The following is a 14579-nucleotide window of genomic DNA, read 5'->3' as shown; positions in this document are numbered from 1 at the left end:
CGATCGACATAGTTTATACCAATGAAAGGAACGTGCAACTGTTAGCAACAGTCCGGGACGCAGAACCTAATTATGTAGGGTGCGCAGTGCGCACCTTACCGCTATAAGTAGCGCGTAAAACCACTTTTTGCGTAAGTCCCGAGCAATCTAAAATCTAAAATCTAAAATCGTCTTAATTTCCTCCGGCTGCCTTGACACGGGCTCTGGATAACAGGTAACTGGCGATCGCCACTGCGGCCACTAACAGCAAAAAAGTACACACCACCAAAGCCGCCCCGTACCCAAAGTCTAAATACCTCATCACCGTGCTGTAAATGTAGATAGAAACCGTCTCAGTCGCCCCAGCCGGCCCCCCTCCCGTCATCACCTGAATCAAGTCAAAAATGCCGAAAGCTTGGGCAAATCGAAACAGCAAAGCAATCACAATTTGGGGCATCAGCAGCGGCAAGGTAATTTGACGGAAACTCTGCCAACTACTGGCGCCGTCAATGGCGTGTGCTTCATACAAATCACCGGAAATCGATTGCAATCCCGCTAACAAAAGCAGACTGACAAACGGCGTAGTTTTCCACACATCGGCTGTAATCACTGCCATCATTGCCAAAGTTGGATCTCCCAGCCAGCTAATGCTCTTTTGAATCAATCCCAAGCGCAGTAAAATGTCGTTAATTACGCCGTATTGATCGTTAAAAATCCACGCCCAAGCTACACCCATCAGCGCCGTCGGCAGCGCCCAAGGCAGCAGGGAAATTGTCCGCACAATGCCGCGCCCCGTGAAAGATTGATTTAAGACTAAAGCAATGCCCATGCCGAGAATTAATTCCAGCACAACAGAGGCAAAAGTAAAGACTGTGGTGTTGCTTAAAGTTTGCCAGAAACGCCCGTCGCCTAACATTCGACTGTAGTTAGCAAAACCGGAAAAAACCAGTTTTAATTCAGTACCGAGGTTTTGGGTGAATAAACTCAGCCAAAACGCGCGCAAGATTGGGTAAGCAAATACTAGCAGCAGAATTATCAATGCTGGTGCTACTAATATCCATCCGGTTCTTTGTTCGCGCTGTCGCATTTGGTCTAATTGCATATTTTAAGGTTCTATTCTATTCTTCAGTCCGCGGAGGCGGACATTGTTTTTGTAGCCCCGAATGACCTTCGGCGGGTTCTATTATTTTGGTTGTTTCAAACTTCCTAATAAATTGCGAGTTTCGCTAGCCGCCGCTTTCATTGCTTGTTCCGCAGTCATTCTCCCAGTAAAAGCTGAACTCAAATAGCGCTGCAAAATATCAGAAGCTTGAGCGTATTGTGCTATGGGCGGGCGCAAAGCTGGCTTTTCCACTACTTTTAGGAGTTGCGGGTAGTGGGGATATTTGGCGACTATATCTTTGTCGGTAAATAGGGATTTGTAACTGGGAATTAAACCTGTTTCTAAAATAAATTTGCGCTGGGTTGCCTCGCTGGTGAGGTATTTAATTGCTTTCCAGGCTTGTTCTGGATGTTTTGAGGTTTTGGATATTCCCCAGCCCCAGCCGCCCAAGCAGGAACCGCCTGTTTTACCGATACTGCTGAGCATTGGCTCGATCGCAATTTTGCCTTTCACCTTCGATCCCTCGGCATTTGCCAGCTTCCAAACATAGGGCCAATTTCGCAAAAACAGCGCTTTGCCGTTTTGAAACAACAGCCTGGTTTCTTCTTCGCCGTAGGTAGTAACACCCGCTGGAGAGATGCCAGAGGCGATCGTATTTTTGAGAAATTCCACTGCTTTAATGGCCTCGGGTTTATCCAACCCAACTTCCAAAGTTTGAGGATTAGCCCAGAAACCGCCGAAACCCGAGAGCACTTCGACAAACATCGCAGATACTCCCTCATATTGTTTACCTTGCCACAAATAACCCCAAGTTGCTTGTCCCTGTTTCTGCAAGTTTTGAGAGATTTTTACCATCTCTTCAAAGGTTTTCGGCGCTGGGATTCCCGCTTGTTTTAAAATGTCTTTCCGGTAATAAAGCATTCCGGCATCGGAAGCGTGGGGAATTCGGTAAAGTCGGCCCCGATACCGCCCGCCTTCGACATTACCTGGGATGAATTTTGCAAGTTGTTGGGGAGGAATTCTGTCTGTCAAATCCCTTACCCAACCTGCGGCGGCAAATTTGGGAACCCAGACAATATCCATGTTAATGATGTCGTAGGGTGACTCGCCTAAAAGAAAGGCAGATGTGTAAAGATTTTCGACGAGGTTTGAGTCAAAGGGGCCTTCTACGAGGTTGATGCGAATATTGCGGTTTTTCTGTTCAAATTCTTTGACAAACGGTTTCCAGTTAGCAAGATCTTGCCCTTGCATTAACATGGTGAGCACAACTGGCTGCTGAGTCAGTGCGGGCAGGATAAATAACAGCAAGACGGCGGCTAATGTGACAGCGAATAAGGCGAAAAGACGGGGGCGCTTTTGCCTTCGCTGGGGCGGGGAATTTATTTTTGGCATTGGCTTTTGAGATATGGCTGTGCGATCGCCTTACTGATCTCATAACTCGCTTTGTTATGTTTCGCGGGATTTAGCGAGTTTGTGCAATGAAAAGTTAAGTAAACTTTAGCTTACTTCATAATCGTTGAGTCAAGAGTACAAATTTTGATGTAACGATTGCGATCGCAAGTTAAGCCGACATCTATCTACAGGCAGATATCGAGAGTCTTGTCAAATATCGTTGATGCTAGCATTTGGGATTGACTTGATTCAATCGTTGGGGCGGTGCGTGAGTAATAGTCTCGAAGTGTGGATGTAAAGATTTCTCGCCCTCACGCACCCTACAAATAAATAATACTTCTTCCCTCGGACTTCTTCCCTCGGAATTCTTCCTGATGACTAATGACTAATGACTAATGACTAATGACTAATGACTAATGACTTCACAGACAAAAAACACCGCTCCTCAAAATAGGAGAACGGTGTATAGGGGGTGTTATGGGTTGTTGTCTGAAACTAACCCTAACAAATCGCCATTTGCTCCGGGTAGGCCTTGTGATGGTTAAAAAATTGGCACAAACCCAGACACGTACCGGGATCGCGATCGACCTTTAGGATTAGCCCAACCATTCCACAACAGCATCTTCCTTAGTATTGGTACGCCGTTCAGGGGTTTCGCGGTTGAATTTCATGTGGACAGCGCGGTTTTGTTCGCCGTCTGCTGCTACTGCAAAAATCGGATAGTCGATCAAGCCGTCTTGGAAGGACATCTGGAAGCGGAAAGTGCCGTCAGCATTGAGTTTGATGGGCTGTCCGCCAACGTAAACGGTAGCGTCTGGCTCGGTGGCGCCGTAGACGATCAGTTCGGCATCAGCAACTAACCAGAACTGGCGGGGGCGCATCGGGGCGGCAAAGCCAACTCCCGACATACCGACACCGGACATACCGAAACCCGACATGGTGAGGCCAGACATCCCGACACCGGACATGGTGAGGCCGGACATACCGACACCTGACATACCGACACCTGACGCGGTGAGGCCGGACATACCGACACCTGACATACCGACACCTGACGCGGTGAGGGCGGACATCCCGGCCCCAGCCCACATTCCGACGCCGGAGGGGAATACGTAGGAACTCAAAGCTTGTTCGTGGATTGCGGATTGCTGGATGGAACCTGCAACGTGCTGCATGGAACCGAAGATGGAGCCAGCTACGCGCATCGATTCTCCCGATTCTGCCATGCCGAAGATTTGTTCGTAGATGGCGTTGCCGCTGCTGTAACCGACGCCGTTGGTTGCTTGTGCCATTTTCTTGGCTGGGGGAACCAGTTCGGCGAAGGTTTTGCCGCGCAAGTCTTCTTCCCAGTCGAGGGTGATGAATTGGTCTTCAATCCAGTCGCTGGGATAGATGGGCGGGACTCGGACTTCTGCCGATCGCGCCAACACTAACCAACGGCCGTCTGCACAGCGGTAGCCGATGTCGATCGCATAATCGCGATCGCTGACTGGGATTGGCACGTACCATTCCCGCGCCAGTTCGTCGCAGGGATATTCTTGAATGCTGTGCGGGCTTTGGATGTCGAGGTTAACATCTGTAACGTCGTAGATCCGCAGGGCGAGTTGCTGTCCGCCTTGGCGGCGCAATTCTTCTTTGCGATCGTTCGGGATATCCCAGTAGGTGTAAGCCCATTCTGGATCGCGGGGCATCAAAACAACCCGGCTTTCACCGTAGCCGTTGGGCAAATCTGCTAAACCTTCATCTACAGACGACAATGAACCGCCTGTTCTATCTTCTTGACCTAGTTCAAATTTTGCTGCTTCCACTGCTTCTTGTGCCTCTAGTTTGCGAGATGGACTGTATGAAAACTTGTTGCGCTGAATTTCTTGAATTGATGCCAGAAGTTGCGATTTCCGCATCCGGCTGTAGCGAGAAACTCCACATTCGCTAGCAACTCTGCGGAGTTGTCGCAAAGTCATTTCTTCTAATGGTGGGCGTTCTTTTGCCATGAGTTTGTTCTCCACTAATTTGGATGGCGGGTTAGATTTTTTGCTTCAACACTAATGTGTTGATTTTTTGAGTTAGAAACTCTTTTAAATACAAAATACGATCGAGCTTCTGAATCTCTCCAACCTTTGAAGCCTTGCTGGTTTTTAGCTTGTCTTGTCCCCAATTGCGATCGGGGATTCTGACTTATTGGCTTCTGCGCGCACCGTCCGATCTAAATAAAGCTTTATCTGTCGATTCTTGATTGACAAGATCGATTTTGCGAGTGCGATCGGTGCTGCTAGCAACGCTGTGCCGGCAGCACGCGCGCTATCTGACTCCCAGAGTTGCTCAATCAAAGCATTTCTTTGGGATCGCTTTGTCATGACTTAATGTTGCAGACAATTCCCGGTCTGGTCAAGGGGTCTTTTGCCTCAATCATGGGTACTTATACGCATTTTCGGGGATTCGGGGATCAATATGTCAGGGAATTTTGATATTTGAGAGATTTGGGGGATCGGTGTTGAAGCGAATGTCAGAATTTGATGACAATTTGCGATAGGGGGGCTTTTGATGGGTTTGGAGGGTGGGTGGATGGGGGCGATCGTTCAGAATAGATATGTCTTTGGGAATACGATCGCACTTCCAGCCAACTATTTTCCCGATGTTTTCCTCTCCATCACTTTTTGTCACAAAGGGATTAAATTTTTGTGGCTGCACTTCCACTATATGCTACTATACAATATAGTAGCATAATTAAATCAAAGGTAAAAGATACAATGTCTATAGAATTAAAAGAAAAAGACATCGTGGGTGGAAAACGCAAGCGGGAGTTGATAGCGGTATACATTCCCAAAGAAAAGAAAGTCGCTTTAGAGGCGTGGGCTACCTCAGAAGAGCGATCGGTTTCTTGGATAGTCGCCAAGCTGATCGATCGAGCACTTGACTCCCGCCAACAGCAGGAGGAAGGTTCGGACAATGACAAATAACCCACTTAACTATCTCGAAGATCCTGAAGATGAAATCCAGCGTATGGGGAAGCCTCAAACCGAATCAGTTGTAGCAGGAACCAGAAAAAAAGCAGTTGAGCGTTGCTTAGAAGAAGCAAAAGGACGAAAGTTACTCGCTGTTCAACACTTTCAGAAAAACATTTGGCAGTGTATTTTCCCAGGAGGCGAAGATGAAGACTAAAGGTACAATTGTTTGGAACCATAAACAGGGTTGGACTTCTCCAGAACTAGAAGTTCCGGCAACAGGTAAAATTGCTGTTTTTGTCGATTACCCAGATGACGACTTAAATATGCCTATCATCGAACTCGAAGTAGAAGAACTTTTGTCAAGTTTAGGCTATGTTGGTGAGGGCCGCTACATTGGAGAAAACGATCGCCTCAAACCCTGCGATACAAAAACTGTCACTTATGTAGAAACCTTCTCCATTGAAGAGTTGAGCCATCATCTCAGAATACTAAATCAAACTATCATTCCGAGGGAATGGTTTTATATCTTAAATGCAGAGGGAAATATTATGGATACTCAAGAGGCGATCGTTCCAGCATAAATTTTAGTTCCCCCAAATAGCCCTTAGCTATCAACTAATATGACAACAAATATCAACAACAAAACAGCCGAACATTTTATCCGAGAAATGGATGCAGCTTTAGATATTGGCGATTGGCAAACTGCCCAGCAGATTTCTATAGAAGCGGTCAATCATTACCCCGATAATCAAGAAATTTCTCGGTATGCTTACATTCTCGCCCCCTCAAAAGTTACCGTTAGTCCAAGCGATCCAGAAAAGCGTGAAAATATTCAAGCTAGCCGCAAGTGGATGAGAGAAAACTGGCAGAAATATCGCGGTAATTGGGTGGCAGTAAAAGCTGGTGAATTATTAGCAACAGCCAAGTCCTTTGATGAATTGGTTGTACAGCTAGAAAATACACAGGGTACATTGTTAACGGTCATTCATTAATGAGTCTACTACTATTTCCAGACGGAGAATATTTTGCGACCGGTGCGATTAATTACGCTTATCGTCCAGCAATTGCCAGCGATACAACGAATCGAATCATCATAGTTGTTTATGTCGAAGATAGTATCACAGAAGCTGTCCTTGATACGGGTGCGCCATACCCAATAATCGCACCAAAAGTTGCCAAACAAGCTGGTTTAGATCGAGTTTATCCGCTGGAGAGAAAAACAATGTTAGTCAGAGGAATGCGACTGGAAGGGAGTATTATTCGCTTGAATATGACTTTACCTGCTGATGAGGGTGAGGATTTGACAGTGGATGCTACAGCTTTTATTCCTGATGTTGAGGAATACTGGGGAGATTTCCCTTCTTTTATCGGTCAAATCGGTTTTTTAGAAAGGATTCGTTATGCTGTTAATCCGGCTACTGATACATTTTATTTTGGTCCGCTTACTTGATACGCGATCGCGAATCCCTGATTGATTTGGTGACAGGCGGGGTTATTCCCCAGGGGATAGCTGGGCTTCACGGGCTTTTTGATGGGTTTGGAGGGTGAGGGCGATCGCCTAGATATGTCTTTGGGAATATGATAAACTTGAAAATATTAGGCTGTGCCTGCTGGATGAGTGAAAGTAAAAAATAATCACACTTCTCTAACATTGATAATCAAGGAGAAACTATGGACCCGATCACGTCAGCAATTGTTTTAGGAGTTGCAGGAAATTTTGCAACGGATGCGATCGCAGCCGCTTATAAAAGCCTTAAAAAGGCTTTAACCAAGAAACATGGTCAAGATAGCGACTTGGTTGATGCAGTTAACAAATTGGAAAAAACACCAGACAGAGATGACCGAAAAGCTACAGTGCAAGCTGAAGTTGAAATTGCTAAAGCTAATGATGATGCAGAACTTGTGAAATTAGCTCAAGATTTGCTCAATCAACTCAAAGATCAACCAGGCGGAATGCCCAGTATCAACATGACTGTCAGTAAGGTTAAATATGCTGCCACTTCTGGGACGGGAAATGCGACTATAAGTCAAATCAATGACAACGCACCACCAGAAGATTGGAAAAAATAATCTTATACCAATTCTAAAAAATACAGCTACATATAGCACTGCTATCTGTAGGGACACGGTAGTACCCTGTCCTTATCTCTTTTAAGAAATTGTATTAATTGATGGAGTAGGCAGGCATGATGGAAAAAAATATCCAGCAAACAATTAATGGCGTTCAATATGCTGCTACTTCAGCAACAGGTGATGCAGTTATTTACATCATCTACAACTACTATGATGCAAATGATAGCACTGCACTAATAGAGCCTGTTGATACTCAACTTGAGATTGACACTCCATCCCCGTATCGTGGTCTATCTTACTTTAAATCTGGTGATGCATCACTATTTTTTGGACGTGATTCGCAAATAAAAGAATTAAAAGAAGCGACTGAACTCCGCAATTTTATTCCCATATTAGGTGCGTCCGGTAGTGGTAAATCTTCCTTAGTGTTTGCGGGATTAATACCAAAATTAGCAGAACAAGGAAATTGGCTGTTTACCTATTTTCGTCTTGGCGATCACCCTGACCCTTTCCAGGCAATTGCTGAAGCGCTTCTTCCTTTATACGGGTCTTATGAGGGAGATCTAGCTAAAGATATTAAAGAAAATCAGCAGAAAATTGCAGATATTTTCAAAATCATCCAAAACAAGCATCCTGACCATCAACTGCTGTTATTTGTTGACCAGTTTGAGCAACTATATGTCTCATATGATGAGCAAACTCAGCACCTTTTTTTAGACTTGTTGTTAAATATTATTCAACCTCCTGGCAAAGATTCACTTCCTAGAGTGCTAGTGACAACAATGAGATCGGAGTTTTTAGATAAAGCTCGTTCTTATCAACCGTTTGCAGATGCTTGGAAAAACTATATAGATTTAAGTTCGATGATACCTAAAGAGCTGGCAGAGGTACTAGAAAAGCCTGCTCTGGCAAGAAAAGTCAAATTTCAGGAAGGTTTAGTAAAACGTATTTTAGATCATGTATCTAACGATAAAAAATGTTTGCCTCTACTTGAATTTGCTTTAGATGAATTGTGGAAAAAACGAACAAAACGACTGAAAAAAGCCACAGAAAATCAGGAGCAAACTGATCGACGATTAACTTATGATGACTATCAAGAAATCGGAGAGGTAAAAGGTGCTATAGAGAAATATGCTAATAACTTTTATCGTGATTTAACTCCAGCAGATAAAGAGGAAGTACCAAAAATATTTACTCAACTTGTAAATTTTAGTCAATTCATACAAGAAGATCCAGCCGATAAGCTATATGTACGTAGGGTTGCAAAAAAAAATGAATTTAGGGAAGAAGACTGGCGTTTAGTAGAAGTTCTAGCTGACAAGCGGTTAGTTGTTACTAACCGCAACGCAGAGGGTGAAGATACTGTAGAAATCATACATGAGGCGTTGATTCGAGAATGGGGAACGTTGCAGGAATGGATAGATAATGACCGCGCTTTTCTCAGTTGGCGACATCAACTGCGGATAAATATAGCGCAGTGGAAGTCTGCTAGTAAAGATGAAGATGGATTGTTGCGGCGCAAACCTCTGCTTATTGCTGAAGATTGGTTACAAAAGCGTGAAGCAGACTTGAAAAATGAGCGAGAATATATTAAGAAAAGTTTAGCACTACGAAAGAAGGAGAAAAAGGAGCGCGATCGCCAAATCGAAAAAGAGCGAGAGCAGGAAAGAAAAGTGCGAAAAGCTGCTCAGACTAGGACTAGAGTTGCGATCGTCTCTACAGTTATAGTGAGTTTAGCAATTGTTGTTGCCCTCATCAAACAACAAGAGGTTCAAAAGCAACAACAAGAGGTTCAAAAGCAACACGACAATAACACACTCAAAGACTTGAGTAAAAATTCAACAGCAAGTCTTTATTCAGGTCTACAACTTGAGGCGTTAATCAACAATATAGACGCAGGAAAGCAACTGAAAAAACTGGAACAATCAGGGAGAGCAGAAGCTGATACAAAAATGCTGGTTGTGGCAAACTTGCGTGAAGTGGTTTACGAAATAAAAGAACAAAATCGGCTAGAGAATGGGTCGTTTAATAGCATCAGTTTCAGTCCCGATGGGCAAATGATTGCTTCTGGTGATTCGAGCGGAATCGTAAAATTATGGAAGCGAGATGGCAGTTTAATTAAAACTCTCACCGAGCATAGTGCTAACGTTGAAAGCGTTAGTTTCAGTCCTGATGGGCAGATGATTGCCTCTGCTAGTCGGGACAAAACCGTAAAATTATGGACACGAAATGGCCGCTTGATTACCACCCTCCCACATAGTGCTGAGGTTAGTAGCGTCAGTTTTAGCCCCGATGGCAAAACGATCGCCTCTGCTAGTTCGGACGGAACTATAAAATTCTGGACGCGAGATGGCAGCTTAATTAAAACTTTCACTGCTGGAGTTAGTAGCATAAGTTTCAGTCCTGATGGGCAGATGATTGCCTCTGCTAGTCGGGACAAAACTGTAAAACTCTGGAAGCGAGATGATGGCAGCTTAATTAGAACTCTTACAGGTCATAGCGATGGGGTTAATAGCGTCAGATTCAGTCCTGATGGGCAAATGATTGCCTCTGCTAGTTGGGACAAAACTGTAAAACTCTGGACGCAAGATGGCAACTTAATTAAAACTCTCCCTGGTTCTAGTGTGGTCGCAGACGTTATTTTCAGCCCAGATGGGCAAATGATTGCCTCTGCTAGTTGGGACGGAACTGTAAAACTCTGGAAGCGGCGGGATGGCAGCTTGATTACTACCCTCACTAGCAATAATACTTCCGTTCATAGTGTTAGTTTCAGCCCAGATGGTCAGATCATTGCTGGGGACAACAAACTGTGGAAGCTAGATGGCAACTTAATTAAAATCCTAACTGCTCATACCAATGGGGTTGAAGATATTCGTTTCAGCCCAGATGGTAAGACACTTGCTTCTGCCAGTCAGGACAAAACCGTAAAACTCTGGAAGCCAGATGGTAGCTTGATTAAGACCCTCATCGCTCCTAGTAATGATGTCCCAGGTAATAAGTCACTAAGCAATAATTGCTCAGGTGATGAGCCACCCGATAACTCAGTTGATGATGGTAGTAGTAATACGGTTAGTGGTGTTAGTTTCAGTCCAGATGGGCAGATGATTGCCTCTGCTCATGAGGATGGAACAGTAAAACTTTGGAAGCAAGATGGCAACTTCATTAAAACTCTGACTGGGCATAGTTGTTGGGTTGCAGATGTCAGATTCAGCCCAGATGGACAGATGATTGCTTCCGCTAGTCGGGATGGAAGCATAAAACTGTGGAATCGATATGGCAGCTTGATTACCACTCTCGCTGGTCATAGTGGTGCGGTTGAAGGTGTCAGCTTCAGTCCAGATGGACAGATGATTGCCTCTGCTAGTCGGGATGGAAGCGTAAAACTGTGGAAACGAAATGGCAGTTTGATTACCACTCTTCAGGATCATAGCTCTGGGATTAGTTTCAGCCCCGATGGGCAGATGATCGCCTCTGCTAGTTCAGATGGAAGCATAAAACTGTGGAAACGAAATGGCAGCTTGATTAATACTCTTAAAGGTCATAGCGATCTGGTGACAAACGTCAGTTTCAGCCCTGATGGGCAGATAATTGCTTCTGCTAGTCTAGACGGAAGCATAAAACTGTGGAAGCCATATGGCAGCTTGATTACTACCCTCACGGGTCATAAATATGTGGCGACAAGCCTCAGTTTCAGTCCAGATGGTAAGACGCTTGCTTCTGCTAGTCGGGACAAAACCGTGATTCTATGGAATTTGAATCTGGATGATTTGCTAGTGCGGGGTTGTAATTGGCTCCATGACTATTTAAAAAACCCCAATAATGGTATGAGTGAAAATGACCCAAATCGCCATGTTTGTGATGACATTGGGACTTCGCGCTCATAGCTGGGAGTAGTTGGTAGAAATGATAGTCAGGAACCCTGTATAATCGATCGATAAGCTCGATCGCTCGCATTTATAATAACTTTTTTCGGCAAAATGCCACTCAATTTATTGTCAATCAAAATCAAATTTCAATTTTAGTTGTGGAAATTCAATCGGAGGTAATTAGCCAATGGATAAGATAGAGAACTATCGCACCCTAATCAAAAAGATTTTGACCGAGTACGATCGCCTTTTTGCCAACCAAACCGCAACCAACACAGAGATGCTACTAGCCTTTAACGAAAAGCGCGATCGATATCTTTGGTTTCAGGTAGGATGGCAACAAAATAAAAGAGTCAGAGGCATTACTGTTTGCATCCAGATTAAAAATAATAAAATTTGGATAAAAGAAGATTGGACAGAAGAAGGAATCGCCAACGAACTTTTAAAAGAAGGAGTTTCTCAAAGCGATATAGTTTTGGCTTTTCACCATCCAGACGATCGTCCTTTGACAGATTTTGCTGTCGCTTAGAAACGTGAGTTCAAACTTATCTAGCTAACTCTAATTTTGGCTCCCGCTGGTTTAAATGATAACTAGCACTTTCTTCCAGCAATTGACGAACAAAATTATGTTCTTGGGAGTTCACTGAATGCAAAATATCTCGATACAAACAACAAGCATCATCATCATTTAAAATGCGGCTGTGGAGAATTCTTGTCCATTCAGATCCAAGGAGCATTAATTGCGGTACAACTGTAATAAACGCTTGAATCTGCGCTGACACATCAAAAGATTCTAGAAAATGAATCAAACCAAACATAACTTCTGGCTGTTCGCAGCGATCGTCTAAAATCAGATGTAAATCTGGCAAATCTTCATTTTGAGGATGATTGGCAAGTGAGGCTAAAGCATTTTCAAAAGCTGTCACTTCATCAGGCGATCGCATAAATTTATTTGCTTCTAAAATGTTAATCCAGATATTTTTGGGCATCAGCTATTACCTTCCTTGTCAAAAATTATCGACCAAACTAACTTATTTAACTGGATAACTTCCTGTAAGCTGCGTCTAATCTCTGGGCTATAAAGTCCCTGACGGCGATAAATCGATTGTGCATCCCTAATCTCTCTAGCCAATACATTTCTTGGTGAAACACTAAGATTGGGGGATTGTCCATAGGAGATAGTTTGGCGATGACGACCTCCCTGACCAGGCAAAGGGTGTTCCATCATCATAGCAATACCCATGCCTTTCGTGTAGCCAGAAACTTTTGCAGCCATAAAGGCATTAGAAGGAATGTGGTGCGGTGTTAGATTATCGCCTCTACGTCCAGTTTTTAGCAACCGATCGTACCGTCCGACAGCGCCTTCTCCAGGAAGTAGTTGATGTATGTTATTTACGATCTTTTTCTCCTACATATTTCAGCTACGCCATATTTCATAATATTTCTGATTCATGGCTAACTCTCTAAATTATCACACAACTGTATCTGCGAAGTTTGTCAATCAAATTTCGATCGCCAAGAAAATAGCCGAATCAAACGCGCTACTATAAATAAATTACAGCAGTATATCAATCCCAAATCCAAAATCCCATGTCCCTAACGCTTTACAACAGCTTGACCCGCCGCGAATCACCTTTCGAGCCGATCGAACCCTCAAAGGTGCGGATGTACTGCTGCGGCGTTACGGTGTACGATTACTGCCACGTCGGGCACGCCCGCGCCTACATTGTGTGGGATATGGTGCGCCGATATCTGATGTGGCGGGGATACTCGGTGCGCTACGTGCAGAATTTTACCGATATTGATGACAAGATTCTCGATCGCGCCCGCCAGACAAATTCCACAATGGAAGCCGTGGCGCAACGCTTCATCGATGAATATTTCGTAGATATGGACAAACTAAATATTCTCAGGGCCGATGAATATCCCCGCGCCACCCACTCAATAGACGGCATCAAACGGCTGATTCACGAGTTAGAAAACAAAGGTTTTGCCTATGCGAACAGCGGTGACGTTTACTACAGCGTTCGCAAGTTTGAAAACTACGGAAAACTTTCCGGCCGCAAGTTGGAAGAAATGGAATCCGGGGCTAGCGGCAGATTGGAAACCGCAGAAATAGAAGCTCAAAAAAAGCAAGATTCATCAGATTTTGCCCTGTGGAAAAGCGCTAAACCCGGTGAACCTTTTTGGGATTCATCTTGGGGAAAAGGTCGCCCCGGGTGGCACATTGAATGTTCGGCGATGGTGCGCGATTGCTTGGGCGAAACTATTGATATTCATTGCGGCGGTTCCGATTTAACTTTTCCCCACCACGAAAACGAAATTGCTCAATCTGAAGCTGCGACGGGTAAGTCTCTGGCTAATTATTGGATGCACAATGCTTTTGTGACTGTCAATGGCAGAAAGATGTCGAAGTCTTTGCACAATTTTATTACTATTCGCGATTTGTTGGAGGGGAATTGGTCGGGAGAATCTGAATCTGACCCCCCCCAACCCCCCCTTGCTTCGGGGGGGAGTAAGGGTAATGCAAAAGCGGTGGAACCGATGGCGGTGAGGCTGTTTGTTTTTATGGCGCAGTATCGCAGTCAGATTGATTTTACTGAAGAGGCGATCGCCTCTGCTAGAAATGGCTGGAATACCATCAATGAAGGCTTGCTGTTTGGACTCAAACACGGTTCTCAACTAAATTGGGATGTTGAGAAAACTGGACAAGATAGCAAAGCTGTGCAGGAATTCCAAGCAGCTATGGATAATGATTTTAATACTCCGGCTGCTTTGGCTGTTTTGTTTGAATTGGCTAAGGAATTGGGTAAGGAAAGCAATGTTTTGGTGCATCAAGGCAAAACTGAAACTTCGCCGGAATTGTTGCAGCTTCATTGGCTGACTTTGGTGAGTTTGGCGGGGGTTTTGGGGTTGGAAGTTCAGCCGAAAGCTGACAGCGATGCGGCGGTTGGCGGTTTGAGTGATGGGGAAATTGAGGCGATGATTCAGCAGCGGAAGGATGCCCGGATAGCTAGGGATTTCGCTGAGGGCGATCGCATTCGCAATGAACTTAAAGATAATGGGATTACTTTGATTGACCAAAAGGATGGTATCACGATTTGGCATCGCGGTTAAAAACCTGGTTTGTAGTGAGGAATTCATTCCTCTTGGACGGACTGAAGTCCGTACTACGAACCTGGGTTTGTAGTGAGGAATTCATTCCTCTTGGACGGACTGAAG

The 14579-nt window shown here is 44.5% G+C and carries 16 protein-coding genes; 10 read left to right on the top strand and 6 right to left on the bottom strand.

Annotated features, from left to right (window positions below):
• Nucleotides 1–172: 172 nt before the first annotated feature.
• The 3 genes from JGK39_RS24310 to JGK39_RS24300 all read right to left on the bottom strand — a co-directional run bounded on the left by JGK39_RS24310 (nt 173) and on the right by JGK39_RS24300 (nt 4464).
• Entirely contained in the window at nt 173–1081 is a 909-nt protein-coding gene (locus JGK39_RS24310; protein WP_293262229.1) for a sugar ABC transporter permease, read from the bottom strand.
• A gap of 81 nt (nt 1082–1162) precedes the next feature.
• Nucleotides 1163–2473, bottom strand: coding sequence for an ABC transporter substrate-binding protein (locus JGK39_RS24305; RefSeq protein ID WP_293262227.1), 1311 nt, complete (start codon nt 2471–2473; stop codon nt 1163–1165).
• A 596-nt stretch (nt 2474–3069) separates the two neighbouring features.
• Entirely contained in the window at nt 3070–4464 is a 1395-nt protein-coding gene (locus JGK39_RS24300) for a DUF4912 domain-containing protein (RefSeq protein ID WP_293297607.1), read from the bottom strand.
• A 242-nt stretch (nt 4465–4706) separates the two neighbouring features.
• On the opposite strand from JGK39_RS24300, the gene JGK39_RS24295 reads away from it, so the two are divergent.
• Nucleotides 4707–4829, top strand: coding sequence for a hypothetical protein (locus JGK39_RS24295; RefSeq protein ID WP_293308798.1), 123 nt, complete (start codon nt 4707–4709; stop codon nt 4827–4829).
• A gap of 95 nt (nt 4830–4924) precedes the next feature.
• On the opposite strand, the gene JGK39_RS24290 is transcribed toward JGK39_RS24295, so the two are convergent.
• Nucleotides 4925–5161 carry a hypothetical protein gene (locus tag JGK39_RS24290; protein WP_293297613.1) on the bottom strand — a complete coding sequence of 79 codons (237 nt, stop codon included), beginning with the start codon at nt 5159–5161 and terminating at the stop codon, nt 4925–4927.
• A 59-nt stretch (nt 5162–5220) separates the two neighbouring features.
• Here JGK39_RS24290 and JGK39_RS24285 point away from each other — a divergent pair, with 59 nt between their 5' ends.
• The 8 genes from JGK39_RS24285 to JGK39_RS24250 all read left to right on the top strand — a co-directional run bounded on the left by JGK39_RS24285 (nt 5221) and on the right by JGK39_RS24250 (nt 11886).
• Nucleotides 5221–5430: a CopG family transcriptional regulator gene (locus JGK39_RS24285; RefSeq protein ID WP_293297615.1), complete on the top strand. Its 210-nt coding sequence runs from the start codon at nt 5221–5223 to the stop codon at nt 5428–5430.
• Nucleotides 5420–5632 (top strand): hypothetical protein, encoded by a 213-nt coding sequence (locus tag JGK39_RS24280; RefSeq protein ID WP_293297618.1) that lies wholly within the window; start codon nt 5420–5422, stop codon nt 5630–5632. Before JGK39_RS24285 ends, JGK39_RS24280 begins: the two co-directional genes overlap by 11 nt.
• The gene (locus JGK39_RS24275) at nt 5622–5999 is read left to right on the top strand and encodes a hypothetical protein (RefSeq protein WP_293297620.1); all 378 of its coding nucleotides are present in this window, start codon (nt 5622–5624) and stop codon (nt 5997–5999) included. The genes JGK39_RS24280 and JGK39_RS24275 overlap by 11 nt, the downstream gene beginning before the upstream one ends.
• 39 nt (nt 6000–6038) lie before the next feature.
• On the top strand, nt 6039–6410 hold the full coding sequence (locus JGK39_RS24270; RefSeq protein WP_293297623.1) for a hypothetical protein: 372 nt from the start codon (nt 6039–6041) through the stop codon (nt 6408–6410).
• Nucleotides 6410–6868 (top strand): hypothetical protein, encoded by a 459-nt coding sequence (locus tag JGK39_RS24265; protein WP_293297626.1) that lies wholly within the window; start codon nt 6410–6412, stop codon nt 6866–6868. The genes JGK39_RS24270 and JGK39_RS24265 overlap by 1 nt, the downstream gene beginning before the upstream one ends.
• Nucleotides 6869–7089: 221 nt before the next feature.
• The gene (locus JGK39_RS24260; RefSeq protein ID WP_293297629.1) at nt 7090–7488 is read left to right on the top strand and encodes a hypothetical protein; all 399 of its coding nucleotides are present in this window, start codon (nt 7090–7092) and stop codon (nt 7486–7488) included.
• Nucleotides 7489–7604: 116 nt separating this feature from the next.
• Nucleotides 7605–11375: an AAA family ATPase gene (locus tag JGK39_RS24255; protein WP_293297631.1), complete on the top strand. Its 3771-nt coding sequence runs from the start codon at nt 7605–7607 to the stop codon at nt 11373–11375.
• Between the two features lie 169 nt (nt 11376–11544).
• Nucleotides 11545–11886, top strand: coding sequence for a XisI protein (locus JGK39_RS24250; protein WP_293297634.1), 342 nt, complete (start codon nt 11545–11547; stop codon nt 11884–11886).
• A 16-nt stretch (nt 11887–11902) separates the two neighbouring features.
• On the opposite strand, the gene JGK39_RS24245 is transcribed toward JGK39_RS24250, so the two are convergent.
• Together JGK39_RS24245 and JGK39_RS24240 are read right to left on the bottom strand one after the other, a co-directional pair.
• A complete protein-coding gene (locus JGK39_RS24245) occupies nt 11903–12346 on the bottom strand; it encodes an Imm30 family immunity protein (protein ID WP_293297637.1) in 444 nt (147 codons plus the stop codon).
• Nucleotides 12346–12633 (bottom strand): hypothetical protein, encoded by a 288-nt coding sequence (locus JGK39_RS24240; protein WP_293297640.1) that lies wholly within the window; start codon nt 12631–12633, stop codon nt 12346–12348. The genes JGK39_RS24245 and JGK39_RS24240 overlap by 1 nt, the downstream gene beginning before the upstream one ends.
• A 314-nt stretch (nt 12634–12947) precedes the next feature.
• On the opposite strand from JGK39_RS24240, the gene cysS reads away from it, so the two are divergent.
• Complete coding sequence (gene cysS / locus JGK39_RS24235) at nt 12948–14474, top strand: cysteine--tRNA ligase (RefSeq protein ID WP_293297643.1); 1527 nt, start codon at nt 12948–12950, stop codon at nt 14472–14474.
• Nucleotides 14475–14579: the final 105 nt, after the last annotated feature.

Origin of the sequence: Microcoleus sp. PH2017_12_PCY_D_A (genome assembly GCF_020738565.1) — a bacterium.
Taxonomy (GTDB): Bacteria; Cyanobacteriota; Cyanobacteriia; order Cyanobacteriales; family Microcoleaceae; genus Microcoleus.
Note: the sequence above shows the minus strand (reverse complement) of the source record. Positions and strands in the feature narration are given on the sequence as shown.